This window comes from Microbacterium paludicola (genome assembly GCF_015235415.1).
In the GTDB taxonomy this organism is placed as follows: Bacteria; Actinomycetota; Actinomycetes; order Actinomycetales; family Microbacteriaceae; genus Microbacterium; species Microbacterium paludicola.
In genome coordinates, this window is record NZ_JADGLL010000040.1 from 1 (window position 1) to 26162 (window position 26162).

Here is a 26162-nt window from a genome sequence, read left to right on the forward strand (position 1 = left end):
GTTCAAGTCCCACCTTCCGCACCGCCGACGATCGGCGGTGCGGAAGGTGGGACTTGAACCCACACGCCGTGAGGCACAGGAACCTAAATCCTGCGTGTCTGCCAATTCCACCACTCCCGCGAATTGCGATCAGTCTACTTATCGCCGCAGACAGGCCGCGGGAGGATGGCCCCCGACTTCGCGGGCGCCATCCCGGCCTGTGGATAACTTCCCTGCCGGTGGGCGCGGGATTGTCATCATGACCGGGTGACTCAGCTTCATCCGGATCGTGGCCTGGCGGCGGCCTCGCTCGTCGACCGCGTCCGCGAGCGGCTGCGCGCCGACCGGACCGATCCGACCGAGGCGCCGGATGCGGTCGCCCGCATCGCGCAGGCGGAGGTGCGCAGGCACAACGACATCGCCCTCGCGCGGGGCGCGGCGCCCCTGGATGACGAGCCCGCCCGGATCCGCGAGGTCCTGGCGGCGGTGACGGGCTACGGGCCGCTGCAGCCGTATCTCGATGACCCGCAGATCGAGGAGCTGTGGATCAATGCGCCCGACCGGATCTTCGTCGCGCGTGGCGGCGTCTCCGAGCGCGTGCCGGTGCAGCTGACCGACACGACGGTGCGCGACCTCGTCGAGAGGATGCTCCACGCCACGGGCCGACGGGTCGACCTGAGTCAGCCGTTCGTCGACGCCTCGCTGCCCGACGGATCTCGCCTCCACGTTGTGATCGGCGGGATCGCCCGCAAGCACTGGGCCGTCAACATCCGCAAGTTCGTCGCGAGCCACCGCTCGCTCGATCACCTCGTCACCCTCGGGTCGCTGCCGCCGACGGCCGCCGATCTGCTCCGCGGCGCGATGAGGGACGGGCGGAGCCTGCTCGTGTCGGGCGCGACCCACGCCGGCAAGACCACCCTGCTCGGCGCGCTCGTGTCCGCCAGCCCGGCGTCGCACCGGATCGTCACGGTCGAGGAGACGTTCGAACTCGCGATCGACGCACCCGACCTCGTCGCCATGCAGGGCCGGCAGCCGAGTCTGGAGGGCACGGGCGAGATCACCCTGCGCCGTCTGGTCAAGGAGGCGCTGCGCATGCGCCCCGATCGCCTGGTGGTCGGCGAGGTGCGCGACGCCGAGGCGCTCGACCTGCTGCTCGCCCTCAACACCGGGGTGCCCGGCGCGGCCACGATCCACGCGAACTCGGCGGCCGATGCACTCGGCCGCCTCGCGGCGCTGCCGCTGCTCGCCGGCCGCAACATCGATCGCGGCTTCGTGCTTCACGCGGTGGCGACCAGCGTCGACCTCGTGGTCCACTGCGAGCGCACGGCGGACGGGTTCCGCCGCGTCTCCGAGATCGTCGAGCCCACCGGGCGCATCTCTGGGGAGCTGCCCGAGGTGCGCACGGTCTACCGCGTGACGGAGGCGGCAGGATGACCGTGCTGTGGGGCGCCCTGCTCGGCGGCGGGCTCCTGCTGCTGGTGTCGCCCTGGCTGTGGCCGGCGTCGGCGACCAGGCGGTCGAAGGCAGCGCGGGACGGCGCGCTCACCCGGCTGCTCGCCGGCGCCGGGCTGTCACACGTGTCGGAGCGCATCGTGATCGTGGCGTGCATCGTCTGCGCGCTGCTGTGCGGCGCGATCGCCTGGCTCGCCACGGGCGTGGGGACGCTCGCGCTGCTCGCCCTGTTGGCGGGGTCTGCCGTTCCCATCATGTGGCTGCGATCGCGGCGATCCCGGCTCATCCGTGCTCGGCGCGCGCTCTGGCCCGATGTCTGCGACCTGCTGATCGCGTCGGTGCGGGCGGGGATGTCCCTCCCCGACGCGATCGCGAGCCTCGCGCTGTCGGCGCCGCCCGCCCTGCGACCGGCGTTCGCGCGGTTCGAGCGCGACATGAGCGCATCCGGTCACTTCGACTCCAGCGCCGACCGGCTGAAGAGCGCCCTCGCCGACCCGATGGCGGATCGGATCGTCGAGACCATGCGGATGGCCCGCCAGGTGGGTGGCACCGAGCTGGTGCCGGTGCTGCGGGCGCTGTCCGCCTCCGTGCGCGCCGACGCGGCGCTGCGCGCCGAGGTGGAGTCGCGGCAGTCGTGGACCAAGGGCGCGGCGGTGCTCGGCGTGGTCGCGCCGTGGGTGATCCTCGCCATGCTCGCGCTGCGCCCCGAGGGCGCCGATGCGTACTCCAGCCCGGAGGGAGTGATCCTGATCATCGTCGGAGCCGTGGTGTCGCTCGTCGCGTACCGCGTGATGATCCGGATCGGCCGCCTTCCCGAGCCGCGCAGGTGGTTCGCATGACCTGGGCCACGGATGCCGCGCTCGCCGTGCTGCTCGGCGGCGGGCTCGGCGGGGGCATCTGCCTGCTGCTTGTGCTTGTCCCTCGCATCGGCGCCCCCTCCGTGTCGCGCCGGATCGCGCCGTACATCCGGGAGGTCACGGACCCCGCGGGAACGACGGCGTGGGAGTTCATCGGCCGAGCGGGAGCGGCCGGATCGCTCGGCTGGTCGACGGCCGTCGAGCGGGCGGCGTCCTGGGCCGTGCGCCTGGTGGGGACATCCGATGCCCTCGCGACGCGACTGGCGCAGGCGGGCAGGGAGCCGGATCCGGCGGCGTTCCGCGCGCGCCAGCTGGGTTGGGGAGTGGCGGGTCTCGGGGTCGGCGCGCTCGCCGTGGTGGTGCTGGCGCTCGCCGGGTCGTTCGCGGGTCCGACCCTGCTGCTGCCGATCGTCGCCGGAGCCGCCGCGGTGATCGCCTGCGACGTGCTGCTCGCCGCGCAGGCGAAGGCCCGCACGGCGCGCATCGCGGACGAGATGCCCACGGTGCTGGAGTTCCTCGCCCTGTGCCTCGCCGCGGGGGAGGGCATCCTGGACAGCCTGCGCCGCGTCGCCGCGGTCGGATCGGGCGAGCTCACCGCCGAGCTGCGTGCCGTGGTGCTCGACGTGGGGACCGGGTCGAGCCTGCCCGACGCGCTCACGGCCATGTCCCGGCGCCTTCATGTGCCGTCGCTGTCCCGTGCGGTCGAGCACCTGGTCGCCGCACTCGACCGCGGGGCACCGCTCGCGCAGGCACTCCAGGCGCAGGCCGCCGATGCCCGCGAGGACGCAAAGCGGAGCCTCATCGAGGCCGCGGGGCGCAAGGAGATCCTGATGCTCCTTCCCCTGGTGTTCGGGCTCCTCCCGCTGAGTGTCCTGTTCGCCGTCTTCCCCGGGGTGTTCATGCTCCGGCTCGGGATCGGCTGACGGGCCGCCCGCACTGACCACACCGCACAGACCAGACATCACAGACCAGACAGCAGAGAGAGGGAACACACATGGAACGGCTTATCGAGACGATGGGGGCCCGGGCACGCACCGCCTGGGGCGACGTGGTGGACGAGGAGCGCGGTGACGTCCCCGGATGGGTGCTCATCACGCTGATGACGGCGGGCTTGGTCGTGCTCATCTGGGCGCTCGCGGGGCCGGCGCTGTCCGGTCTGTTCGAGCAGGCGATCACCCGGGTCACCGGCGGACTGGGCTGAGGATGTCGCCCGCGACGCGCACGACGGGGGAGGCCGAGCGCGGCTCGGCCTCCGCGGAGTTCGTGCTCGTCGGCGGGCTGCTGACCCTGCTGACCCTCGCCGTGCTGCAGCTGGGCCTGGCGATGTACGTGCGCAACGTCGTGCATGACGCCGCCGTCGAGGGGGCGCACCACGCCGCCCTCGCCGACTCGGATCAGGCGCGGGGCATCGAGCGCACGCGGTCCGTCATCGAACGCGCCGTGGGACCGCAGTACGCCGACGACGTCACCGCGGCGTTCACCACAACCGGAGGGGCGGCGTCCGTCACCGTGACGGTGCGCACCGTGCTGCCGCTTGTGGGGCTCCTCGGGGTGCCGGCGGCGCTGGAGGTGAGTGCGAGTGCTCCCGTGGAGACGCTGCCGTGAGGCGGCCCGCCGCCTGCTGCAGCCCGCACGCGGCGAGGAAGGCTCGGCGGCCCTGGAGTTCCTGACCGTCGGCGTGGTGATGCTCGTGCCGCTTGTGTACCTTGTCCTCGCCCTCGGGCAGATTCAGGCGCAGTCCCTGGGCGTCGAGGCGGCGGCCCGCTTCGCGGCCCGCGCGCTCGCCGGGGGACAGGGAGATGCGGATGCCGTGCTGACGTCCGTGACCGGCCAGTACGGGATCGAAGCATTCGACGCCTCGGTGAGCTGCACTCCCGTGTCCACGGCCTGCCCGGAGCCGGGCGGCACCGTCCACGTCACCGTGACCGCCGAGGTCCCGTTGCCATTCATCCCGCCCGTCCTCGGACTCGAGCGCCTGAGCAGCGTGCCGGTGCAGGCGACCGCGGTGCAGAAGGTGTCGCGCTACGAGGACGCGCGATGAGGCCGCACGACGAAAGGGCACACGACGAGGAGGGAAGCATCCTGCCGCTTGTGCTCGGCTACGCCCTCCTCGCGATGACGCTCATCCTCGTCTGCGCCAATGCCACCTCCCTCTACCTCGCCCAGAAGCGCCTCGACGCCCTCGCGGACGCGGCCGCGCTCGCCGCATCCGACGGCTTCACCCTGACCCTCGAGGCCGGAGTCCCGCGGGCCGAGCTCGACGACGAGCGGATCCGCGTGCAGGCCCAGTCGATCGTCGACGTCGCGCCGGGGGATCCGGTCCTCGTCGACGCCTCCAGCGGCGACGGACGCTCGGTGCGCGTGACGGTCGCGACGTCCTGGCATCCGCCGATCCTGGCGCCCTTCGTGCCGGACGGAGTGCCGCTGCAGGCGACCGCCACCAGCCGCAACGCCCTCGACTGACTAGCGCCGGGGCACGTACCGGGGAACCCAGCGGATGAACGCGAGCGCGCCGAGCAGGCCGATGACGCCGATGCCTCCTGCCGCGACCGAGAGCGACGCCACAGCGGTGAGTCCCGACACCACAAGCGGGCTGAGCGCCCCGCCCGCGTCGGTGATCGTCCTCCAGGCACCGAGGAACGCCGCCGGGCTCTGCTTCGGCGCGACGTCGGCGCCGAGCGTGAGCAGGATGCCGCTCGACAGGCCGTTGCCGACGCCGATGACGACCGCGAAGACACCGAACCACATCTCGGCCGCGGACACGTCGTGCGTGAAGGCGAGGGCGATCATCGCGCCGCCCATCAGGATGAGCGACGGGACCGCTGCCCAGAGACGTCCGAAGCGGTCCATGACCTGGCCGCTCGCGTAGAACAGCGCGAACTCCAGCGCGCCGGCGATGCCGACGATCAGCGCGATGGTCGACGAGTCGAGCCCGATCGACAGGCCCCACAGCGGCAGGATCGCGGGACGCGAGGCGCGGACGAACGACAGCGACGCCGCCGCCACGCCCAGCCGGGACAGGACGCCCCGGTTGCGGCGGATGGTCCCGAAGATGCCGAGCCGCTCGCTGGTCGGGATGGATCCGGTCACCGCCTCGCCGGTGTCTTCGGGCTCGACCGCCTCGTCGCGCGCGGCTGTGCGCTCGTCGCGCCGCGCGGTGCGCTCGGCACGCGCGGCGGCCGCCGCCTTCTCCTCCGGATCGGGGCCGAACGTCACGAGCAGGCCCACGACCACGAGACACGCGCCGAAGAACCAGATGCTCGCCTGCTCGCGCCCGAAGATCGCGAGCAGCGCGGCGGAGACGAACGGTCCCGTGAACGCGCCGAGGCGGAAGGAGCCGCCGAGCAGTGACAGCGATCTCGCGCGGTACGCGACCGGCACGCGGGTCGTCATGAACGTGTGCCGCGCCAGGGCGAACGCGGCGGCGCTGAGGCCGATCACGAACACCGAGAGCATCAGCACGCCGAGGTGACGCGAGAGCAGCATGCCGGCGATACCGAGCAGCGACACCGCGGAGGCGAGCGCCATCGTGTACCGCTCGCCGAGCCGCGGCACGAGCCAGCCGGCGGGCAGATTGCCGCACAGCTGGCCGACGACGATCATCGCGGTCACGAGGGCGGCGGTGGCGAGGTCGGCGCCGAACTCGCGGGAGATGATCGGCAGCAGCGGCAGGATGGCGCCCTGGCCGAGCGAGTAGATCGCCGTCGGGCCGTAGACCATCGGCGCGTAGCGGCGGATCGCGTCCGCGGCGCCGCCCGGCCCGCGGGCGTCGTCGCCGGATCCGGATCCCTTGTCGGCGCTCATCACCTCCACGCTAGCCGCGGGCGGGCCCGTCCGTCCCGGCGCGGCCGGAGGCCCGGCCGCGATAGGCTGGGGCGTCATGCTTGAATACGATCCTTCCGCCGAGATCCAGGCGCTGCGCACAACGTTCGCGAACATCCGAGAGGTGGTCGACGTCGACTCGCTGCGCGCCGAGATCGCGCGGCTCGAGGCGGAGGCGTCCGAGCCGGGGCTGTGGGACGACACCGCCAACGCCCAGCGCGTGACGAGCGCGCTCAGCCACGCGCAGTCGGCGCTCGCGCGCGTCGAGAGCGTGGAGCGCCGGCTCGACGACCTCGAGGTGCTCGTCGAGCTCGCCAACGAGATGGGCGACGAGGACTCGGTCTCCGAGGCGCGCAAGGAGATCACCGACCTCGAGAAGGTCATCGGCGACCTCGAGGTGAAGACCCTGCTCGACGGCGAGTACGACGACCGCTCGGCCGTCGTGACGATCCGCTCCGGAGCGGGCGGCGACGACGCCACCGACTTCGCCGAGATGCTGATGCGCATGTACCTGCGCTGGGCCGAGCGCAACAAGTACCCCGTGAAGGTGCTCGACACGTCGTACGCCGAGGGTGCGGGCATCAAGTCGACGACGTTCGAGGTCGACGCCCCCTACGCCTACGGCGTGCTCTCGGTCGAGGCGGGAACGCATCGCCTCGCCCGCATCAGCCCGTTCGGCTCCGCCGACAAGCGCCAGACGAGCTTCGCCGCCGTCGAGGTCATCCCCGTCATGGAGGAGGCCGTCGAGGTCGAGATCCCCGAGGGCGACCTGCGCGTGGACGTGTTCCGCTCGTCCGGCCCCGGTGGTCAGTCGGTCAACACGACCGACTCGGCCGTGCGACTGACCCACCTTCCGACCGGCATCGTCGTGTCGATGCAGAACGAGAAGTCGCAGATCCAGAACCGCGCCGCCGCCATGCGCGTGCTGCAGACCCGCCTTCTACTGTTGCAGAAGGAGGAGGAGGCGGCGAAGAAGAAGGAGCTCGCCGGCACGATCACGGCGAGCTGGGGCGACCAGATGCGCTCCTACTTCCTCTACGGTCAGCAGCTCGTGAAGGACCTGCGCACCGGCCACGAGTCGGGAAACCCCGCGACGGTCTTCGATGGCGACATCGACGGGTTCATCAACGCGGGCATCCGCTGGCGCAAGCGCAAGACGGACGACTGAGCAGAGACGGCATGAGCTCCGGTGACGACGACGCCCTCTCCTGGGACGGCGACGACGACCTGAAGGATCCGGCCCCGACTGCGCGGAAGGACGCGCTGCCGCGCGGCTGGCGCGCCGTCGGCAAGGGCAGCGACGACCTCGCTGAGCCCGAGGAGACCGAGGACGAGGCCGAGCCCACGCCCATGGGGAACGCGGCGCTCGTGAGCGTCGGCGTCCTCGCCGGCATCTACACGCTCTACGCGGTCGGCTGGGCGCTCGGCGGGTTCCGCCTCCGCGACCGGATCCAGAGCGACACGGGAGCCGTCGCCGACATGATGTTCCAGGGCGCGATGTGGCTCGGGATGCTCTCGCCCCTGATCTGGTTCCTCGTGACCATGCACGTCACGCGGCGCGGGCCGCTGTGGCGGCGCTTCGCGGGCCTCGCGATCGGCATCGTGCTGCTCGTGCCGTGGCCCTTCGTGATGATGGGGGCGATCGGCCGATGAGCACGACGACGAGCCGGCGCCCGCCGCTGTGGGCGGTCGCGACCATCTCCGGATTCTTCGGCCTGCTGTTCGCGTACGCGGTCTGGACGGCCGTCAACTACCTCGTCGCCACCGTGCAAGCAGCCGGCGTCGCCGGGCTCTCGATGCTCACGATGGGGTGGGTGGTCTGGGTGCTCGCGATCATCCTGCCGATCCTGTTGTTCGCCGTGGCGGTGGTGCTCGGCCGGCGGCGCGGGCTGCTGTCGCTGACGCTGTTCCTGCTCACGGCGCTCGCGCTCGTGGCGGTGTTCTGGCTCGACGTCGTCGCCTACACGACGACAGTGCCGATCATCGGCTGACGCGGCGTAATGACGTCGGGACGGCCCGAGCGCCTCGGCTAGAGTGGCAGGGCAGGATCGCGCTCCGATGGCGTGGCGCGAAGGACAGAATCCACCCCCGCCCATGTAAAGCAGCGCAGTCCCCACGCGCACGCCTCGAAGGATCCACCACGTGCCGAAGCCCGTCGTCCTCATCGCCGAAGAACTCTCTCCCGCAACGATCGAGGCTCTCGGTCCCGATTTCGAGATCCGCACCGTCGACGGCACCGACCGTCCCGCCCTCTTCTCCGCCCTCGCGGACGCGAACGCCGTGCTGATCCGGTCGGCCACGAAGATGGACGAGGAGGCGATCGGAAAGGCGCCGCAGCTCAAGGTGATCGCGCGCGCCGGCGTCGGTCTCGACAACGTCGACATCAAGGCGGCCACCACTGCCGGTGTGATGGTCGTCAACGCGCCGACCTCGAACATCATCTCCGCGGCCGAGCTCACCTGCGGCCACATCCTGAGCCTCGCGCGTCACATCCCGCCGGCCGCGACCGCGCTCGCGGGCGGCGAGTGGAAGCGCAGCAAGTACACGGGAACCGAGCTGTTCGAGAAGACCCTCGCGGTCGTCGGCCTCGGCCGGATCGGCGCGCTCGTCGCGGCCCGCATGCAGGCGTTCGGGATGCGCGTGGTCGCGTACGACCCCTACGTCACCCCGCAGCGCGCCCAGCAGCTGGGGGTCGAGCTCGGCACGCTCGACGAGGTCCTCGAGCAGGCCGACTTCCTGACCATCCACATGCCCAAGACCCCCGAGACCACGGGGATGATCTCGACCGACGAGCTCAAGAAGATGAAGCCCACGGCGTACGTGGTCAACGTCGCGCGCGGCGGGCTCATCGACGAGGCGGCGCTCGAGCAGGCGCTCAAGGACGGCGAGATCGCGGGCGCGGGCCTCGACGTGTTCTCGAGCGAGCCGCCGGCCGACACGCGCCTGACGGGCCTGCCGAACGTCATCGCGACCCCGCACCTCGGCGCGTCGACGGACGAGGCGCAGGAGAAGGCGGGCGTCGCCGTTGCCCGCTCGGTCAAGCTCGCGCTCGAGGGCGACCTCGTTCCCGACGCGGTCAACGTCGCCGGCGGCGTCATCGACCCGTTCGTGCGCCCCGGCATCGCCCTCGTGGAGAAGCTCGGCCAGGTCTTCAGCGGCCTCGCGAAGGCGGCCGTCACGAGCCTCGACCTCGAGGTGCGCGGCGAGCTCGCCGCCTACGACGTCAGCGTCTACCGCCTGGCGGCGCTCAAGGGCATCCTGACCAACGTGGTCAGCGAGAACGTCTCGTACGTCAACGCGCCGCTGTTCGCCGAGCAGCGCGGCATCGAGACGCGGATGACCGTCGAGGCCGAGAGCCCCGAGTACCGCAACATCACGACGCTGCGCGGGGCGCTGTCCGATGGCAGCGTCCTGAGCGTGTCCGGCACCCTCGCCGGCACCCGGATGGTGCAGAAGATCGTCGGCATCAACGGCTACGAGATCGAGGTGCCGATCGAGAAGCACCACGTCGTGCTGATCTACAAGGACGCTCCCGGCATCGTCGCGATCTACGGCGCGAAGTTCGGGGCCGCCGGCATCAACATCGAGGGAATGCAGGTCGCCCGCGAGAAGGCCGGCCTCGCCCTCAGCATCGTCACCGTCGACCAGCGCGTGCCCGACGAGGTGCTCGAGGAGATCGGCCGCGACATCGACGCGACGCTGATCACCCAGATCGAGATCACGGAAGCCTGACATGTCCGGCGCTCCCGGTCTGCGCAGCCTCGCGCTGCGCGACCGGGAGCGCTTCGACTACGGCGACGTCATCCTCGTCGCCAAGCCGCCGCGCACGAGCGACGATCCGCGCGAGTGGGCCGAGGCGGTGTTCTCGATCGCCTCGATCCCGCCCGCGGTGAGGGTGCTGTTCGGCGTCAGGATGGCGCTCGCGCCGCTCCTCGGGCTCCGCCCCGCGCCACGCGGCGTGTTCGACGTGCGGGAGGTGGTCGGCGACGAGGCGCTTATGGCGTTCGACGACGACCATCTCGACTTCCGGTGCGCGGTGGGCGTGGATGCCGCGGCCGCCGTCGTGCGGATGACCACGGTCGTCCGGTTCCGCAACTGGCGCGGCAGGCTCTACTTCACGCCGGTCGGGCTGCTGCATCCGTGGATCGTGCACGCCATGCTGCGGCGCTGCCGCCGGCTGATGGTCGAGCGGGGCCGCGCGGAACGCTGAGTCGCGTCAGTCGCGCGCGGCCGTCTCGACCAGGCGGATCAGCGCGGTGAGCGCCTCGCCGCGCGGCACCGGACCCGGCAGGTCGTTCATGAGTGCCGAGTTCACGTAGATCCCGTCGCTCACGAGCATCACGAGGTCGAGTGCCGCATCGTCGCGCACATGGGGCCGGAGGGCGTCTGCCCAGCTGTCGCGCACGGCCGCCAGCTCCGCGGAGGCCGTGCTGTTGCCGCCGTGCGCGAGCCGGCCGACCGCCGTGATCGCGCGGTCGAGGGGGAGGCCGACATCGCCCGATGTCGAGAGGAAGTACGCGATCGGACCCTCCGGCGCGGAGCGCACCGCCTCGACGTCGCGAGCGGCGAGGGCGCGCAGTCGCGCGTACATGCCCTCCTCGAGCGCCTCGCGGGAGCCGAAGTGGTACAGCAGGCCGCCCTTCGACACCCCCGCCTCGCGGGCGACGCTCTCAAGCGTCGCGGCACGCTCTCCCTCGGCGATCAGCAGCTGCTCGAAGGCGTCGAGCACCTTCTCGCGGGCGTGCGGTGGGCGGCTCATGCGGTCAACCTTCTCATGCGCAGGACGTGCTCAGCGAAGGTCGTTACTGTACCATCTGGACGGTATAGAAACGAGGGCACGATGACGATCACCACCACGGGCGCGATCGAGGCGGAGACCGCCGGGCGGGCCGGCTGGCGGGCCTGGGCGGCGCTTGCCGTGCTGATGCTCCCCGTGCTGCTGGTCTCGGTGGACAACACGATCCTCAACTTCGCGCTCCCCGCGATCGCGAGGGACCTCGAGCCGTCGAGCGCCGAGCAGCTGTGGATCATCGACGCGTACTCGCTTGTGCTCGCCGGACTGCTGGTGACGATGGGATCGCTCGGAGACCGCTTCGGGCGGCGCCGCATCCTGCTGATCGGAGCCGTGGGCTTCACGATCGTGTCCGTGCTCGCCGTGTTCGCGCCCACCGCCGGCTGGCTGATCGCCGCCCGCGCCGCGATGGGCCTGTTCGGCGCATGCCTGATGCCGTCGACGATGTCGCTGCTGCGCGGGATCTTCCCCGACCGCGACCAGCGCCGGATCGCCATCGCGATCTGGGCGGGAATGTTCTCGGCCGGGGCGGCCCTCGGTCCGATCGTCGGCGGGTTCCTGATCGAGCACCTGCCGTGGCAGAGCGTGTTCCTGCTCGCGGTGCCCGTGCTCGCCCTGCTGCTCATCCTCGCGCCGTTCTTCGTGCGCGAGAGCCGCGATCCGCGACCCGGCCCCGTCGACGCCGCGAGCATCGCGCTGTCGATGCTGGCCCTCGCGCCCATCGCGTACGGGATCAAGGAGGTCGCGATCCACGGGTTCGCGGGTGCCATGCCGATCCTGATCGGCGCGGCGTTCGCGTGGCTGTTCGTGCGGAGGCAGCTGCGGATGACCGCGCCGATGCTCGACATGTCGCTGTTCCGGCGCCCCGCATTCACGGGATCGCTCCTCGTGAACCTGTGCAGCGTCATCGCGCTCGTCGGCTTCCTCTACTTCGCGTCGCAGCACCTGCAGCTGGTCGTGGGCCTGACCCCGATGGCCGCCGGCTTCGCGCTGGTGCCCGGCATGGTGCTGTCGATCCTCGGCGGCCTGGCGGTCACGCCGATCGCCCGCCGTCACCCGGCGGGAACCGTCGTCCCGGCGTGCCTCGCGTTCGCGCTTGCCGGGTACCTGCTCGTGGGGATCGCCGGCGCGCACGACCTGTGGCTGCTCGTCGTGGCGTTCGCCCTGCTCGGGATGGGCATCGGCGCGGCCGAGACGGTCTCGGGCGAGCTCATCCTGGCAAACGCGCCGGCGGCAAAGGCCGGAGCAGCCAGTGCGGTCTCCGAGACCGCCTACGAGCTGGGCGCCGTGCTGGGCACCTCGATCCTGGGCGGCATCCTCACCGCGGGCTACCGCTCGAGCCTCGTCATCCCGGACGGCGTGCCGGGTGCGCTCGCCTCGCATGCCCGCGAGACGCTCGCCGGCGCGATGAACGCGGCGGACTCGCTCGGCGGCGAGGTCGGGGCCGCGCTGCGCGACGCCGCCGCTGCCGCGTTCGGCGGGGGAGTCGCCGTGACCGCGTACATCGGCGCGGCGCTCGTGGTGCTCAGCGGCCTCATCGCCGCCATTACGCTGGGAGGACGCCGAGGGGCCGCGGAGCGCTGATCGCCCGGACCGCGGCGGAGGCAGAAGGAGAGCAATGTCGCGTGTCGTGAAGCTTGCCGTCATCCCCGGCGACGGGATCGGCCCGGAGGTCGTCGCCGAGGCCGAGAAGGTGCTCGATGCCGTGACCTCCGCATCGGATGTCGCGTTCGAGAAGACCCGGTTCTCGCTGGGGGCCGGTCGCTTCCTCGAGACGGGTGACACCCTCACCGACGACGACCTCGAGGCGATCAAAGAGCACGACGCGATCCTGCTCGGCGCGGTCGGGGGAGTGCCGGGCGATCCGCGCCTGAAGGACGCCAACATCGAGCGCGGGCTGTTGCTGAAGCTGCGCTTCGAGCTCGACCACTACGTGAACCTGCGGCCGTCGAAGCTCTATCCCGGCCAGCTGGGGCCGCTCGCCGACCCGGGCGACATCGACTTCGTCGTCGTGCGCGAGGGCACCGAGGGACCCTACGTCGGCAACGGCGGATCGATCCGCAAGGGCACCCCGCACGAGGTCGCCAATGAGACGAGCGTGAACACCGCCTACGGCGTCGAGCGCGTCGTGCGCTACGCCTTCGAGCTCGCCGAGCGCCGGTCGAAGAGGCTCACGCTCGTGCACAAGACCAACGTGCTGGTCAACGCCGGGGCACTGTGGCAGCGCACGGTCCAGGAGGTGGCGATTGGCCATCCGGACGTCGCCGTAGACTATCTGCACGTCGACGCGGCGACGATCTTCCTGGTCACGAACCCCAGCCGCTTCGACGTGATCGTCACCGACAACCTCTTCGGCGACATCCTCACGGACCTTGCCGGCGCCGTCACCGGTGGCATCGGCCTCGCCGCCTCGGGGAACATCAACCCCGGCGGCGCCTTCCCCTCGATGTTCGAGCCCGTTCACGGCTCGGCGCCGGACATCGCCGGCACGGGAAAGGCCGATCCCACGGCCGCCATCGGCTCCGTCGCCCTGCTGCTCGATCACCTCGGGCTGCGCGAAGAGGCGGATCGCGTGACGCGCGCGATCGAGGAGGACATCAGCGAACGGGGCGCAGAGCCCCGCACCACGATCGAGATCGGCGACGCCATCGCCGCCCGTCTGCAGGCGTAATCTGGGCGCACACGTGCCCGAGACAGGACCCGACATGACTGACACCCTCGCTCAGACCGACGCAGCACTCGCCCCGCTCGAGTTCGCCGTCACCAAGAACCTCGCGGCGAAGTCGCCCGCCGCGCGTGAGCAGATCCTCGCCGATCCCGGCTTCGGCACGCACTTCACCGACCACATGGTCGACATCTGCTGGTCGGTCAAGGGCGGCTGGCACCGCCCGCGCGTGCAGCCGTACGGCCCGATCAGCCTCGATCCGGCCGCGGCTGTGCTCCACTACGGGCAGGAGATCTTCGAGGGAATCAAGGCGTACCGCCACGCCGACGGAAGCATCCACACGTTCCGTCCCGAGCAGAACGCGCTCCGCCTGCAGCGCAGTGCGCGCCGCCTCGCCCTGCCCGAGCTGCCCGTTGAGTACTTCCTGCAGTCGATCCGCGAGCTGATCGCGGTGGATGGCGCCTGGGTGCCGTCCGGCGAGAACCAGAGCCTGTACCTGCGTCCGTTCATGTTCGCCAAGGAGGCGTTCCTCGGCGTGCGCCCGGCGAACAAGGTCGCCTACTACGTCATCGCCAGCCCGGCCGGTTCGTACTTCACGGGCGGCGTGAAGCCCGTCACGATCTGGCTGTCCGAGCGATACCAGCGTGCCGCGAAGGGCGGCACCGGCGCGGCGAAGACCGGCGGCAACTACGCGGCGAGCCTCCTGCCGCAGGCCGAGGCCTACGAGAACGGCTGCGACCAGGTCGTCTTCCTCGACGCCGACGGCAATATCGAAGAGCTCGGCGGCATGAACATCCTGTTCGTGAAGAAGGACGGCACGCTCGTCACGCCCGCCTCCGAGACCATCCTCGACGGCATCACGCGCAACTCGATCCTCGAGCTCGCGCGCGACCGCGGTCTCACGGTCGAGCAGCGTCCCGTCTCGCTCACCGAGTGGCGTGAGGGGGTCGCCTCGGGCGACATCACCGAGGTGTTCGCGTGCGGCACGGCCGCCGTCATCACGCCGATCGGCGCGCTCAAGGGCGCCGGCTTCGAGGACACGCAGCCGACCGGCGAGCTCGCGCTGTCGCTGCGCGAGGAGCTGACCGACATCCAGTACGGCCGCATCGAGGACACGCACGGCTGGCTGCACCGGCTGGACGCCTGAGCTGCCGCCGGTCGCTTCGGCTCGCACGCTCGCTCAGCAACCGAGCATGGTTGTCGAGCGAGCGTAAGCGAGTCGAGATGACGGGCCGTAGACGAGATGGGAGTCGAGTGCCGCCGGCTGCACTGCTGGTTAGGCTGAGCGGGTGAAGATCGCTCGGTTCAGCCACAACGACACAATCCGCTACGGAGTCCTCGACGGGACAGAGCTCGTCGTGCTGGCGGGCGATCCGATGTTCGCCGGGTTCGACACCACGGGCGAGCGCGTCTCGCTCGCCGATGCGGCCCTGCTGGCGCCGGTGATCCCGCGTTCGAAGGTCGTGTGCGTCGGGCGCAACTACCGCGACCACGCCGCCGAGCTGGGCAACGACGTGCCGACCCAGCCGATGCTGTTCTTCAAGCCGAACACGGCCGTCATCGGCCCGGGCGACGCCATCGTGCGCCCGGCGCAGAGCAGCGACACGCAGTGGGAGGGCGAGCTCGCGGTCGTGATCGGCCGGATCGCCAAGAACGTCAAGGCCGAGAACGCGCTCGACTACGTCTTCGGATACACCGTGGCGAACGACGTCACCGCGCGTGACCTGCAGAAGCCGGACGGGCAGTGGGCGCGGGCGAAGGGGTTCGACACGTTCTGCCCGCTCGGACCGGCGATCGAGACCGACTTCGACTACCGCGAGGGCGAGGTCATCACCCGGCTGAACGGCGAGGTGAAGCAGCAGGCGCCGTTCACCAACATGATCTTCGACATCCCGTTCCTGATCGAGTACGCGTCCGCGGCGTTCACGCTGCTGCCCGGCGACGTGCTGCTGACAGGCACGCCCGCGGGCGTCGGGCCGTTCCAGGCGGGCGACACGATCGAGGTCGAGATCCCCGGCCTCGGCATCCTGCGCAACACCGCGCGCGACGCGCTGGCCTCCTGACGTGAGCACGGCGGTCGTCCCCGGCATCGAGGAGATCGCGCGCGTCCAGGGGCGCACCGTCCGGGTGCTCGCCGCCGGCCAGGTGCTGGGCGGGGTGTCGTTCGGCGCCACGGTGTCGCTCGGCGCGCTGCTCGCGGCGGATCTGTCGGGCGAGGAGTCGCTGTCGGGTTTCGCGACGGCGGCGGTCACGCTGGGTGCGGCGCTGTGCGCCATCCCGCTCGCCCGGCTCGCGGGGGTGCGGGGCCGCCGGTTCGCCCTCACCCTCGGCAACGCGTTCGCGCTGGCGGGCATCGCGATCGTCATCCTCTCCGCCGCCCTGCGGCTGTTCCCGCTGCTGCTGGCCGGAGTGATCCTGATCGGCGCGGGCAATGCCGGAAACCTCCAGTCGCGCTTCGCGGCCACCGACCTCGCGACTCCGCGGCGGCGCGGACGCGATCTCGGCACGGTCGTGTGGGCGACGACGGTGGGCGGCGTGCTCGGACCCCTCATGATCACTCCGGGCGAGGCGCTGGGCGCGGTCGTCGGCATGCCGCCGCTCACGGGCGCGTACCTGTTCTCGATCGTCGCGCAGGTCGCCGCTCTCGTGCTGTACCTGGTCGCGCTGCGACCGGATCCGCTCGCGCTCGCGCAGCGCATCGCGCTGTCCGCCGGCCCGTCGGGGCCCGTCGTCGAGTCGGATCGCCCCGTGGCGGCCCGCTACGCGATGCTCGCCGTCGCCGCGTCGCACGTGGTGATGGCCTCGGTGATGGCGATGACGCCCATCCACCTGTCGCACATCGCGCACGCGGCGCACGGCGGACACGCAGTGGAGACCACCGAGATCACGCTGCTCGTCGGCACAACGATCGCGCTGCACGTGCTCGGGATGTACGGCGCCTCGCCGCTGTTCGGCTGGCTCGCCGACCGGATCGGACGCGTCACCACGATCCTGGCGGGGCTCGGCATCCTGACGCTTGCGCTCGGCACCCTGACGCTCTGGCCCGATGAGCAGCCCGCGGTGGTGGTGGGCCTGTTCCTGCTCGGCCTCGGCTGGAGCGCCGGGACGGTCGCCGGATCGGCGCTGCTGACGGAGAGCACGCCGATCGCCCGCCGTCCGCGCAGGCAGGGCCTCAGCGACACGACGATGACCGCCTCGGCGGCGGTCGGGTCGGTGCTCGCCGGCATCGTTCTCGGGGGCCCCGGTTACGGCGCGCTCGCCCTGATCGCGCTCGCGATCGTGGCCGTCACCGCGCTGCTGTCGCCGCTCGGCCGGCGCTGACCGAGGGCGGCCTCAGCCGCGCAGGGCGCCGACGGCGCGGTCGACATCCGCCTCGTCGTTGAACACGTGGAATGCGAGGCGCACGCGACCGGCGCGACCCGACGCGGTGATGCCCGCGTGGGTGAGGCGGGCCAGGTCGTCGCCGCCCTCATCGGGCCGGGACACGATCGCGCTGGGGATCGCCGGCTCGGGCAGGCCGAGAAGTTCGCGGCAGCGGCGGGCGAGGCCGGTGGTGTGGCGGTGGATCGCCTCGGGGTCGGCGTCCGCGAACATGGCGAGGGAGGGCTCGGCCCCCACAAACGCCTGCCAGGCCGGCGAGACATCCAGCCGGCTCGCGTCCTCCGCGAGGGCGACCTCGTGGCCGTAGCAGGACGTCCATGGGTCCTGCCCGGCGTACCAGCCGGCGAACAACGGCGGGATCTCCCGCGCGAACTCCTCGGTCACGGCGAGGAAGGCGACGCCCCGCGGCGCGCAGAGCCACTTGTAGGCGTGGCACACGAGCGCGTCGACGGAGGAGGCCGCCACGGGCAGCCAGCCCACCGCCTGCGTGCCGTCGCAGAGCGTGCGCGCACCGTGACGTCGCGCCGCCTCGGTGATCGCGGGCAGGTCGGCGACCTCGCCGGTGGCCGACTGCACGAGCGAGAAGGCGACGAGCGCCGTCTGGGGGCTCACCGCGGTGGCGAGCTCCGTGAGCGGCACCGACCGCACACGCAGCCGTCGCGTGGAATGGACGAACGGAAGCAGCAGCGACGAGAAGTCGCCATCCGGGATGAGCACCTCCGCGTCCTCCGGCAGCGCGGCGGCGATCAGCGCGACGAACGGCGACGTCTGGGACCCGATCGCGATCCGATCCGGGGACGTGCCGACGATCGTCGCGAAGTGGCCGCGGGCGCGCTCGACGGTCGCGGAGTACGCCGCCGCGTCGACGCGGGCCTCGGCCGACGCCTGGGCGTCGGCGATGAGGGCGTCGCGTGCGGCGACCGGCAGCGGGCCCACCGTGCACGCGGCGAGGTAGCCGGCGCCGCCGGCGAAGCGGTCACGCAGGGGAGACGCCGTGGCGACGGCGGGAGTGGCGGGCATGACTCAAGCCTCGCCGGACGCCACCCATTCGTCTACAGCAGGTTATGGATGACGTCCATCATGCGGGGTTATGGTTGTCGCGTGGACGACACCGACGGGACGAGGGCATCCGGCCTCGACATCCAGGATCTGCGTCTTATACGCGCGGTCGCCGACGGCGGCTCGATCACGGCCGCCGCCGCGGTGCTCGGCTACAGCCAGCCGGCGGTGAGCCAGCACCTCAAGCGGCTCGAGGCCCGCACGGGGCTGCCGCTCGTCGAGCGGGTGGGGCGACGCGCTCGCCTGACCGAAGCGGGCCGCGTCCTCGCGCGCCACGCGCCCGCCGTCGCCACCGCGCTGGAGGCGGCGCAGGGCGACCTCGACCTGCTGCGCGGCGGCGGGGCCGGGAGAGTCCGGCTCGCCGGGTTCCCGTCCGCCTCCGCCACCGTGCTTCCGCGGCTGCTCGCCGCCCTGGCGCAGAAGCATCCGGGCATCCAGCTGCAGTACGTGGAGGCGGAGCCGCCGGAGGCCGTCGACGCCGTGCGCGACGGGCGCGCCGATCTCGCCCTGACCTTCAGCTTCCCCGGAGACCGGGAGGACCCGCACGGCGAGAGTGCGCGCGGCCTGTCGGTGCAGGTCGTCGGTCACGATGACCTGCTGCTCGTGCTGCCGGCGGCGCACCCCGCGGCGGGCGAGGAGGGCGTGGACGTCGCGCGGCTGGCGGAGGAGAACTGGATCGGCGGATGTCCCCGGTGCCGCCGCCACCTGCTCGAACTCTGCGCGCGCGCCGGGTTCGCCCCACGCATCACCTTCGAGACCGACAACTTCGTCGCCGTGGAGAGCCTTGTCGCGCAGGGGATCGGCGTCGCGACCCTGCCGCGGATGGCCCTGGAGGCGACGCCACGGCACGCCGGCGTGACGATCCGGTCGCTGCCGGGACGCGAGCGGCGCACGCTTCACCTGGTCTCGGCGCGCGGGGCCGAGCGGGTGCCGTCGGTGCGGGCGGTGCGCGAGGTGGTCGAGCGCGTCCTTCCCGGCATCCTGGGCCCGGAGTCGTCACCGGCGGGTTCCGCGCGCGGCCCTCGGGCGGAGGATCCGCGCAACTAAGCTGGATCCGATGTCTTCTGCACCCGATCCCCGCACCACGACCGCCACCGGCGCGGACGTCCGCGTGCGCTTCTGCCCGTCGCCCACCGGTCTGCCGCACGTCGGCCTGATCCGCACCGTCCTGTTCAACTGGGCCTACGCACGCCACCACGGCGGCAAGCTCGTGTTCCGCATCGAGGACACGGATGCCGCGCGCGACAGCGAGGAGAGCTACCAGCAACTGCTCGACGCGCTCCGCTGGCTGAAGATCGACTGGGACGAGGGCGTCGAGGTCGGCGGCCCGCACGCGCCGTACCGTCAGTCGCAGCGCACCGACCTCTACCTCGAGGTGCTCGAGAAGCTCAAGGCCGCGGGAGCGGTCTACGAGAGCTACTCGACCGCCGAGGAGATCGACGCGCGCAACGAGGCGAACGGCCGCGCCAAGCAGCTCGGCTACGACAACTACGACCGCGACCTCACGGACGAGCAGAAGGCCGCGTTCCGCGCGGAGGGGCGCCAGCCGGCGCTGCGCCTGCGCGTGCCGGACGAGGACATCACGTACGTCGACCTCATCCGCGGCGAGGTGACCTTCCCCGCGGGGTCGTTCCCCGACTTCGTGATCGTGCGCCCGAACGGCGCGCCGCTCTACACGTTCGTGAATCCGGTCGACGACGCGCTCATGGGCATCACCCACGTGCTGCGCGGCGAGGACCTGATGCCGTCGACGGCGCGTCAGCTCGTGCTGTACTCGGCCCTCATCGACGCGGGCGTGACCAGCTTCATCCCGCGCTTCGGTCACATGCCGCTCGTGCTCGGCGACGGCACGAAGAAGCTCTCGAAGCGCGACCCGCGCGCCGACCTGTTCCTTCATCGCGAGCGCGGCTTCATCCCCGAGGGGCTGCTCAACTACCTCGCGCTGCTCGGCTGGTCGATCGGACCCGACCGCGACGTCTTCTCGCTCGACGAGTTCACCGCGGCGTTCGACATCGCCGACGTCAACCCGAACCCGGCGCGCTTCGACCAGAAGAAGGCCGAGTCGATCAACGGCGATCACATCCGCATGCTCGAGCCGGCGGACTTCGCCGAGCGCATCACGCCGTACCTCGTGAAGGCCGGCGTGGTGGGGGAGAACCCGACCGACGAGCAGCGCGCGCTGATCGCCGCGGCCGCGCCGCTCATCCAGGAGCGTCTGCCGCTGCTCGGGGATGCCCCCGGCCTGCTCGGCTTCCTGTTCGCCGAGTACATCACGTACGAGGAGGACGCTCGCGCCGGGCTGCCCGAGAACGCGGTCGAGGTACTCACGGCCTGTGCCGAGGCCCTCGAGCCTCTCGCCGAGGACGGGTTCGACGCTGCGGCGATCCAGGCCGCGCTGTCGGCCGCCCTGATCGACGGCCTCGGCCTCAAGCCGCGGGTCGCCTACGGCCCGCCCCGCGTCGCGATCACCGGCCGCCGCGTCTCGCCGCCGCTGTTCGAGTCGATGGAGCTGCTCGGCAAGGCCGAATCGATCCGTCGACTCGTTGCCCTCGTGGAGGAGCTCTCGTAGGCCGACACGCCATGGCGAGGCGTCCGGTTTGGAGGCACCCGCGCCGTCGGGTAAGCTAGACCCTCGGTACGGCTTCGGCCGGACGCCCTTGGGGTATGGTGTAATTGGCAACACGGCTGATTCTGGTTCAGTTGTTCTTGGTTCGAGTCCAGGTACCCCAGCTTCAAGAAAACCCCCGCTCAGGCGGGGGTTTTCTCGTTCCCGGTGCGAGTGCCGTCGTCGAGGGGAGTCAGCGCATCGCGCGTGCCACACTGGGGCGGTGATGACTCAGGGGGGCCTCGAATCGCACGGCGCGGAGAAGACATCGGGTGCCGGCTGGATCGGGTGGACGATGTTCGCCGCGACCGGTGTGCTCGCGGCGATCGCGGCCGATCTTCTTCATCGGACGCTGGCGTCCCGCAGCCCGATCGAGGTGTGGCGGGTGATCGAGGTCTGGCTGCCGACAATCGTCCCCGCTCACGCGGGCTACACCGTCGCTCCGTGGCCGGCACTGATCTGCCTGACACTGCTGGTCACGCTCGGATTCGCGCTGGCGGCGGTGTCGATTTCGGTTCTCCGCGGCTCGAGGGGCATGGGACGCCGGTGGGTCCGCGTGATCCTCCTGTGGGTCGGCGTGGTGGTCGTCGCCGTCGGCGTCGTGGGGATCGCGCAGTTCGGCGAGTGGCTGCTCTGGACCGAGCGGGCCGGTGGTCTCGGCGGATCGTTCCTGCGCACCTTCACCCTCCCCGCACTGATGGAAGCTGCTCGCTGGGGACTGATCTGGGGCTGGATCCCCGCGCTCGTCGCCGTCCTGAATGGCCCACAGCGTCCCGGAAGACGACGCCGAGGCATCCTGATCCTGGCGCTGATGGTCGCCGCCGCGGTCGCCGGCGCATGTCTCGCCGCAGCCACGCGCGGGGCGGCTCTCTCCGCGACCACCGAGGTGGCGCAGCCTGAGCCGTCCGAGCAACCGGCGCCGGTTGCCACCGACCCGCCGTCGGACGTCGCAGCGACCCCCGCCCCGGACTTCCCCGGACGCTGCTCGGCCGAGGACGTCGTCGTGACGATCGCCGGCTCCGACGCCGCATCCGGCACGCGCTATCTCGCGTTCGAGGCACGCAACGTCTCGGCAGAGGCATGCGATCTGAGCGGCCTGCCCGACCTCGCGTTCGCGTCCCCGGAGGGCAACGCCATCCGACCGATGATCGCGCCTCGCGACAGCACCTCGACCGGCGGGCCGATCGGCGCAGGCGCAGTGACTCTCGATCCGGGTGGCGCCGCACGCGCCGATCTCGTGTGGCGCGCACCGACGGGACGCCCGAGTGAGCTCACGGTGCTGATGGCTCCCTGGGCGGGTGCGCAGCGGACGCCGGCGACCGAGACGCTCGACATCGTCGACGGCGCCGAGATGACGCTGACTCCCTGGTACATCGCACCGTGAGGCCGCCCACTCCGCATTCTGCCGAATGCGCAACCCCCTGAGCCGAGCGGGCCTCGGGGCCTACCGTGGCGCGTATGGGGGACGCGGAGACGGTGGTCAGGATCGAGGTCGATGTCAATGGGCGCAGCTATGTCCTCGCGCCGGGGCAGGACCCCGAGGACGTGAAGCGGCGCATCCAGGAAGCGGCGCCGGGGACATTCGTGGAACTGGCGCTCGGGGGTGACAGGAAGGTGAGCGTGCTCATCTCGAGCGGCGTGCAGATCGTGGTCCGGACGGAGACAGTGGAACTGGATCCGCGCGACGGCGAGCCCTACGACACCGGGTTCGACGCCTTCTGACGGGGTCGCCTCGAGCGAGCCACGGCGTGTTGCCGGTTCAGCCCATGGAGGAGGCACCGAAAACTTAGCCCACGATGTAGTGTCGGCCTTCTAACGAGGAGGCCCGACATGGGACGACTGATCTACGACCACATCGGACCTGCCGTCGAGATCGACGACCGCACGCTCGCTCACCTGCAGGTGGTGATCACGACCAAGCTCCGCCGTCACGAGAGCTTCACGCTCTCCTGGACGCGCCCCGACGAGTTCGGTCGCACGACGATCTGGATCCATCCCGCGATTCCCGTGAAGTTCGACTTCGACGACGCGGAGCCGACGGACCTCAACCGCGCGTGGATCCAGCGCCTGGTCGACTCCGCCAACAATGGAGGCGGCATCATCCTCACGGGCGAGCACGAGGACACGAGCGCGCCCGTCAGCTGACTTCGCAATGCCTGCGGCGCGGTGGTTCGTGCCGGATGCGACAGGATGGCGGTGTGCTGAACACCGAGGATCCCCGCGGCGCGCTCGCGGACGCCGAGCGGGCCGTCGCCGAAGCCGAGCGGCTCGCCGCGCTGCTGCACGGACATCGTGCGCAGGTCGACGCCGCCCGCCACGCCGTGGCCGCGGCGCGCAGTGAACTGGGCAAGGAAGCCGCGGATGTGGAGCGGCTCGAGCGCGTCTCGTTCGCGCGGGTGTGGGCCGATCTCCGCGGGGACACGGGGGAGCGGCTCGCCCGCGAGCGCGCCGAGCAGCAGGCGGCCCTCTACCGCCTCGATGCCGCGACCGAGGGCCTGCGAGCGGCCGAGGAGCAGGCGGGCCTCGTCGAGCAGCGTCATGCGGCGTTGGGCGACGTCTCCGGCCAGCAGGAGCAGGCGCGACGCGCCGTGGAGGAATGGGTGCTGCGCCACGGCGGCGTCGATGCGGAGACCCTGACGTCGATCCTCCACCGGGTCGCGCAGCTCGAGGCCGAGCAGCGCGAGGTGGCCGAGGCGCGTGCCGCGGCGGAGGCGGCCCGCCCGCCGCTTGCGTCGGCGGCGAGGGTGCTCAAGGAGGCGTCGGGATGGGCGACCTACGACACCTTCTTCGACTCGGGCATCCTCACCGACCTCGCCAAGCGCGATCGGATGGAGGCCGCCGCGCAGGAGCTGAAGGTCGCCGATCGTGCACTGCGGTTCCTGTCGGCGGAGCTGGGGCACATCGGTCAGCGCGCGAGCTTCGACCTCGACTTCCGCGACGGCCTGAGCGCGTTCGACCTGTGGTTCGACGACATCTTCTCGTCCTGGGCGGTACGCGGCCGGATCCAGGACGCGCAGGAGCGCGTCGCCGCCGCGCAGCATCTGGTCGACAGCATCGACCAGCGGCTCGAGACGCAGGCGAGCGATGTCGCGCGCGAGCTCGACCGCGCGGAGGCCGAGCGCCTCGCCATCCTGCGCGGCTGAGCCGCGGGACGGCCTTCGCCGACGTCTGACCCTCGGACGCGCGGGCTGATCTAGCGTTGACAGCATGATCCGCTGGTCGGATGTCGCGCCCCTCTTCACCACCACCGCGGTCGCGCACCTTGCGACGGTCGGCGCCGACGGCGGTCCCCGCTCGGTGCCGCTGTGGATCGATGTCGAGGGTGAGTCGGATCTCGTGTTCTTCACCGTCGCGGGGTCGCTGAAGGATCGGAACATCGCGCGGGACCCGCGGGTCGCCATCTCGATCACCGAGCCGGGGAAACCCCTGCACATGGCGACGGTGCGCGGCGGGGTGGTGGAGCGGCTGGAGGGCGATGCCGCGCTGCCGACGGTGGACCGCATCGCGCGGAAGTACACCGGGGAGCCGTACGAGCTGCGGGAAGGGCTCGCGGTGATGGTGGTGCGGCCGACCTCGTGGTGGGCGCTCGACTATTCGGACGAGTGATCTCCCGGCGGGTGCTTGAATGAGCCCGTGGACGAAGCAGCCGAACTCGCGGAGCTGAGGCGCCGGGCGTACGGCCCGGGAGGCGGCATCGATGCCGCGGGAATCGAACGGCTGCGGGAGCTCGAGAGCCGCGCGCAGGCGCCGACGCCGGCACGCCCCGTCGTCGATGCCGGCGAGCGCGCCGAGCTGATGCGCCGGGCCTATGGCCCGGAGGGCGGCATCGATGCCGCGGGTCTCGAACGGCTGCGCGAGCTCGAGAGTCGCGCTCGCGCATCGGCGGACGGCGTCGCAGCCGACGGCGCCACGCCCGCCGCCGCGGCGTCCGCCGTGCACGCGGGCCCCGCCGAACTGCCGTCAGCGGCCCCGGGGCCCGCCCCGGTGGCGAACGGCAGGCGCTGGCCGTGGATCGCCGGCGCTCTCTTGGCCGGACTCCTCCTCGGTGGAGGGCTTTCCACCGCCGTGGCGCAGAGCGGGCCGCAGCCGGATGCCGTGCTGAGGATCGTCGACGAGGATCGTCCGGCGCGCCAGGATGTGCCGGCGGACGCCGTCATATACGAGCGCTATCACGACCTCGACATCCGCTCGTGGACGGATCCGCACATGCAGGGCTTCCGATGCCTCGCGGTCCTGCCCCCAGGGGCGGCGGAGTACACCTGGTCGATGTGCGCACCGCAGTCTCTCAGCGTCCTGCTCGACGCTCAGGTCCTCGACGAGATCCAGGACGACTCGTACCCGTTCCTGAGTGAGCGGGTCGGGGATGCCCCCGACGGGACGGTGTTCCGGCTCGAGCTCGTCGGCGACGTGGTGAAGGTGTGGCGGGTGGACCCGCCGGCGCCGACGCCCGCACAGGCGGGCTGATCAGATATCGAGGCTCTCGCCGGGGTCGAGCACGTGGAACTCGCCGCCGTGCTGCTCGGTCGCCCACTTCAGCCGGCTGAGGTGCATGTTGCGGCCGGTCACCGACAGCGTCATGTCGTGCGTGCCGAACGCGTGCCGCGGCTTCACGGCGAGGGTGAAGTCCATCGCGTCGCCCAGCCGCAGCCACGGAGCGCCGGTCGGGATCGCGAGCACGTCGACCTCCACTCCCTCGGGTACGGCGTACGAGTCGCCCGGGTAGTACAGCAGGTCGTCCACGAGCACGCCGACGTTGTCGACGGCGGGGATGCTCGAGTGGATCTGCTCGTGCCTCCCACCGAAGAACCGCAGCGAGAAGGGGCCCGCCGCCAGCTCGTCGCCGGGGGCGACGACGGTGACGTCCCGATCCTGGATCGCCGCGGCGACCGCGGCGGTGGTGAAGATCGGCACCGACGGGGCGGCATCGAAGATGCGGTCGAGCTGCTCGGGGGTCCAGTGGTCGGCGTGCTCGTGCGTGATGACGATCGCCGCGAGCGCATGCAGGTCGGCGAGCACCGTGAGGAAGCTGCCCGGATCGATGATCAGCGTCGCGCCGTGGGCGTCGACGCGGAGGGCGGCGTGCTCGTGCTTCGTGATGCGCATGGTCCGAGTCAACCATTCCCGCGGCCCTTGAGGGCAGATCCGCCGATCGCGAGCCCTCGGGGAGCGCGACACGCGCGGGAAGCGCATCCACCCCGCCCCGATTTGTTCACCGGCCGGACCTCATGTCATACTCTTCTAGTTGCCGGAAACGGGAACGAGGGTCCGGAAGGATCCGACGCACGGCCCCATCGTATAGCGGCCTAGTACGCTGGCCTCTCACGCCGGTAACGCGGGTTCGAATCCCGCTGGGGTCACACGACAGACGAAAGCCCGATCCACACGGATCGGGCTTTCGTCGTTTCCGCGTGCGGCGCGGCCCGCGCGGCTTATAGGTCAGAACGTGTGGATGGGGTCGGGCGTGTCAGTGCCTGCCGATCCAGCCTGTTCGGTGCCAGAGTCCCTCGTCGGCGCTGAGGCCGGTGTCGTAGAGGATCGGTTCGACGGGGT

General features: G+C 71.4%; 29 protein-coding genes and 3 tRNA genes. 27 read left to right on the forward strand and 5 right to left on the reverse strand.

Features of this window, described 5'->3' with window-relative positions:
- Window positions 1–38: 38 nt before the first annotated feature.
- Window positions 39–120, reverse strand: a tRNA-Leu gene (locus tag IR155_RS12855).
- 126 nt (window positions 121–246) lie between these two features.
- Here IR155_RS12855 and IR155_RS12860 point away from each other — a divergent pair.
- The 7 genes from IR155_RS12860 (at window position 247) to IR155_RS12890 (ending at window position 4751) form a co-directional block, all read left to right on the forward strand.
- Entirely contained in the window at window positions 247–1413 is a 1167-nt protein-coding gene (locus tag IR155_RS12860; protein ID WP_233441204.1) for a CpaF family protein, read from the forward strand.
- Window positions 1410–2270 (forward strand): type II secretion system F family protein, encoded by an 861-nt coding sequence (locus IR155_RS12865; RefSeq protein WP_135115225.1) that lies wholly within the window; start codon window positions 1410–1412, stop codon window positions 2268–2270. The genes IR155_RS12860 and IR155_RS12865 overlap by 4 nt, the downstream gene beginning before the upstream one ends.
- Entirely contained in the window at window positions 2267–3211 is a 945-nt protein-coding gene (locus IR155_RS12870) for a type II secretion system F family protein (protein WP_135115226.1), read from the forward strand. The genes IR155_RS12865 and IR155_RS12870 overlap by 4 nt, the downstream gene beginning before the upstream one ends.
- 92 nt (window positions 3212–3303) lie before the next feature.
- Window positions 3304–3489 carry a hypothetical protein gene (locus tag IR155_RS12875; protein WP_135115251.1) on the forward strand — a complete coding sequence of 62 codons (186 nt, stop codon included), beginning with the start codon at window positions 3304–3306 and terminating at the stop codon, window positions 3487–3489.
- A 2-nt stretch (window positions 3490–3491) separates the two neighbouring features.
- On the forward strand, window positions 3492–3893 hold the full coding sequence (locus tag IR155_RS12880; RefSeq protein WP_135115227.1) for a TadE/TadG family type IV pilus assembly protein: 402 nt from the start codon (window positions 3492–3494) through the stop codon (window positions 3891–3893).
- Window positions 3868–4329, forward strand: coding sequence for a TadE family protein (locus IR155_RS12885; RefSeq protein WP_135115228.1), 462 nt, complete (start codon window positions 3868–3870; stop codon window positions 4327–4329). Before IR155_RS12880 ends, IR155_RS12885 begins: the two co-directional genes overlap by 26 nt.
- Window positions 4326–4751 (forward strand): pilus assembly protein TadG-related protein, encoded by a 426-nt coding sequence (locus IR155_RS12890; RefSeq protein ID WP_135115229.1) that lies wholly within the window; start codon window positions 4326–4328, stop codon window positions 4749–4751. The genes IR155_RS12885 and IR155_RS12890 overlap by 4 nt, the downstream gene beginning before the upstream one ends.
- On the opposite strand, the gene IR155_RS12895 is transcribed toward IR155_RS12890, so the two are convergent.
- Window positions 4752–6008, reverse strand: a complete 1257-nt coding sequence (locus IR155_RS12895) for an MFS transporter (RefSeq protein WP_135115252.1) — start codon at window positions 6006–6008, stop codon at window positions 4752–4754.
- A 160-nt stretch (window positions 6009–6168) separates the two neighbouring features.
- Here IR155_RS12895 and prfB point away from each other — a divergent pair, with 160 nt between their 5' ends.
- From prfB to IR155_RS12920, 5 genes are all read left to right on the forward strand, one after another.
- Entirely contained in the window at window positions 6169–7278 is a 1110-nt protein-coding gene (gene prfB / locus IR155_RS12900; RefSeq protein WP_135115230.1) for a peptide chain release factor 2, read from the forward strand.
- Window positions 7279–7289: 11 nt separating this feature from the next.
- Window positions 7290–7763 carry a DNA polymerase III subunit gamma/tau gene (locus tag IR155_RS12905; protein ID WP_135115231.1) on the forward strand — a complete coding sequence of 158 codons (474 nt, stop codon included), beginning with the start codon at window positions 7290–7292 and terminating at the stop codon, window positions 7761–7763.
- Window positions 7760–8101, forward strand: a complete 342-nt coding sequence (locus IR155_RS12910; RefSeq protein ID WP_135115232.1) for a hypothetical protein — start codon at window positions 7760–7762, stop codon at window positions 8099–8101. The genes IR155_RS12905 and IR155_RS12910 overlap by 4 nt, the downstream gene beginning before the upstream one ends.
- 151 nt (window positions 8102–8252) lie before the next feature.
- Window positions 8253–9842 (forward strand): phosphoglycerate dehydrogenase, encoded by a 1590-nt coding sequence (gene serA, locus IR155_RS12915; RefSeq protein WP_135115233.1) that lies wholly within the window; start codon window positions 8253–8255, stop codon window positions 9840–9842.
- A 1-nt stretch (window position 9843) separates the two neighbouring features.
- On the forward strand, window positions 9844–10320 hold the full coding sequence (locus tag IR155_RS12920) for a DUF2867 domain-containing protein (protein WP_135115234.1): 477 nt from the start codon (window positions 9844–9846) through the stop codon (window positions 10318–10320).
- A gap of 6 nt (window positions 10321–10326) precedes the next feature.
- On the opposite strand, the gene IR155_RS12925 is transcribed toward IR155_RS12920, so the two are convergent.
- Window positions 10327–10869, reverse strand: a complete 543-nt coding sequence (locus tag IR155_RS12925) for a TetR/AcrR family transcriptional regulator (protein ID WP_135115235.1) — start codon at window positions 10867–10869, stop codon at window positions 10327–10329.
- An 81-nt stretch (window positions 10870–10950) separates the two neighbouring features.
- On the opposite strand from IR155_RS12925, the gene IR155_RS12930 reads away from it, so the two are divergent.
- The 5 genes from IR155_RS12930 to IR155_RS12950 all read left to right on the forward strand — a co-directional run bounded on the left by IR155_RS12930 (window position 10951) and on the right by IR155_RS12950 (window position 16888).
- Window positions 10951–12486, forward strand: a complete 1536-nt coding sequence (locus IR155_RS12930; RefSeq protein ID WP_135115236.1) for an MFS transporter — start codon at window positions 10951–10953, stop codon at window positions 12484–12486.
- A gap of 34 nt (window positions 12487–12520) precedes the next feature.
- Window positions 12521–13573, forward strand: coding sequence for a 3-isopropylmalate dehydrogenase (locus IR155_RS12935; RefSeq protein WP_135115237.1), 1053 nt, complete (start codon window positions 12521–12523; stop codon window positions 13571–13573).
- A 34-nt stretch (window positions 13574–13607) separates the two neighbouring features.
- Window positions 13608–14714, forward strand: coding sequence for a branched-chain amino acid aminotransferase (locus tag IR155_RS12940; protein ID WP_135115238.1), 1107 nt, complete (start codon window positions 13608–13610; stop codon window positions 14712–14714).
- A gap of 142 nt (window positions 14715–14856) precedes the next feature.
- A complete protein-coding gene (locus IR155_RS12945; protein ID WP_135115239.1) occupies window positions 14857–15630 on the forward strand; it encodes a fumarylacetoacetate hydrolase family protein in 774 nt (257 codons plus the stop codon).
- 1 nt (window position 15631) lies between these two features.
- Window positions 15632–16888, forward strand: a complete 1257-nt coding sequence (locus IR155_RS12950; protein WP_135115240.1) for an MFS transporter — start codon at window positions 15632–15634, stop codon at window positions 16886–16888.
- 12 nt (window positions 16889–16900) lie between these two features.
- Here IR155_RS12950 and IR155_RS12955 read toward each other — a convergent pair whose 3' ends face one another.
- On the reverse strand, window positions 16901–17968 hold the full coding sequence (locus IR155_RS12955) for an aminotransferase class V-fold PLP-dependent enzyme (protein ID WP_135115241.1): 1068 nt from the start codon (window positions 17966–17968) through the stop codon (window positions 16901–16903).
- An 81-nt stretch (window positions 17969–18049) separates the two neighbouring features.
- On the opposite strand from IR155_RS12955, the gene IR155_RS12960 reads away from it, so the two are divergent.
- The 9 genes from IR155_RS12960 (at window position 18050) to IR155_RS13000 (ending at window position 25076) form a co-directional block, all read left to right on the forward strand.
- Window positions 18050–19054 carry a LysR family transcriptional regulator gene (locus IR155_RS12960; protein ID WP_233441205.1) on the forward strand — a complete coding sequence of 335 codons (1005 nt, stop codon included), beginning with the start codon at window positions 18050–18052 and terminating at the stop codon, window positions 19052–19054.
- Window positions 19055–19064: 10 nt separating this feature from the next.
- Window positions 19065–20576: a glutamate--tRNA ligase gene (gltX, locus tag IR155_RS12965; protein ID WP_135115242.1), complete on the forward strand. Its 1512-nt coding sequence runs from the start codon at window positions 19065–19067 to the stop codon at window positions 20574–20576.
- An 89-nt stretch (window positions 20577–20665) separates the two neighbouring features.
- Window positions 20666–20737, forward strand: a tRNA-Gln gene (locus tag IR155_RS12970).
- A 101-nt stretch (window positions 20738–20838) separates the two neighbouring features.
- The gene (locus IR155_RS12975; protein ID WP_228067166.1) at window positions 20839–21996 is read left to right on the forward strand and encodes a DUF4232 domain-containing protein; all 1158 of its coding nucleotides are present in this window, start codon (window positions 20839–20841) and stop codon (window positions 21994–21996) included.
- Between the two features lie 74 nt (window positions 21997–22070).
- A complete protein-coding gene (locus IR155_RS12980; RefSeq protein ID WP_135115244.1) occupies window positions 22071–22334 on the forward strand; it encodes a hypothetical protein in 264 nt (87 codons plus the stop codon).
- 108 nt (window positions 22335–22442) lie between these two features.
- Complete coding sequence (locus tag IR155_RS12985) at window positions 22443–22757, forward strand: DUF7882 family protein (RefSeq protein ID WP_135115245.1); 315 nt, start codon at window positions 22443–22445, stop codon at window positions 22755–22757.
- A 53-nt stretch (window positions 22758–22810) separates the two neighbouring features.
- Complete coding sequence (locus IR155_RS12990) at window positions 22811–23755, forward strand: hypothetical protein (protein ID WP_135115246.1); 945 nt, start codon at window positions 22811–22813, stop codon at window positions 23753–23755.
- Between the two features lie 64 nt (window positions 23756–23819).
- Window positions 23820–24218: a TIGR03618 family F420-dependent PPOX class oxidoreductase gene (locus tag IR155_RS12995; protein WP_135115247.1), complete on the forward strand. Its 399-nt coding sequence runs from the start codon at window positions 23820–23822 to the stop codon at window positions 24216–24218.
- A 27-nt stretch (window positions 24219–24245) separates the two neighbouring features.
- Entirely contained in the window at window positions 24246–25076 is an 831-nt protein-coding gene (locus IR155_RS13000) for a hypothetical protein (protein WP_135115248.1), read from the forward strand.
- Here IR155_RS13000 and IR155_RS13005 read toward each other — a convergent pair whose 3' ends face one another.
- Window positions 25077–25715: an MBL fold metallo-hydrolase gene (locus IR155_RS13005; RefSeq protein ID WP_135115249.1), complete on the reverse strand. Its 639-nt coding sequence runs from the start codon at window positions 25713–25715 to the stop codon at window positions 25077–25079. It abuts the gene before it with no gap.
- 181 nt (window positions 25716–25896) lie between these two features.
- Between IR155_RS13005 and IR155_RS13010 the strand changes: the two genes are divergently transcribed.
- Window positions 25897–25969: transfer RNA gene (locus IR155_RS13010), tRNA-Glu, on the forward strand.
- The last annotated feature ends 193 nt before the right edge of the window (window positions 25970–26162 follow it).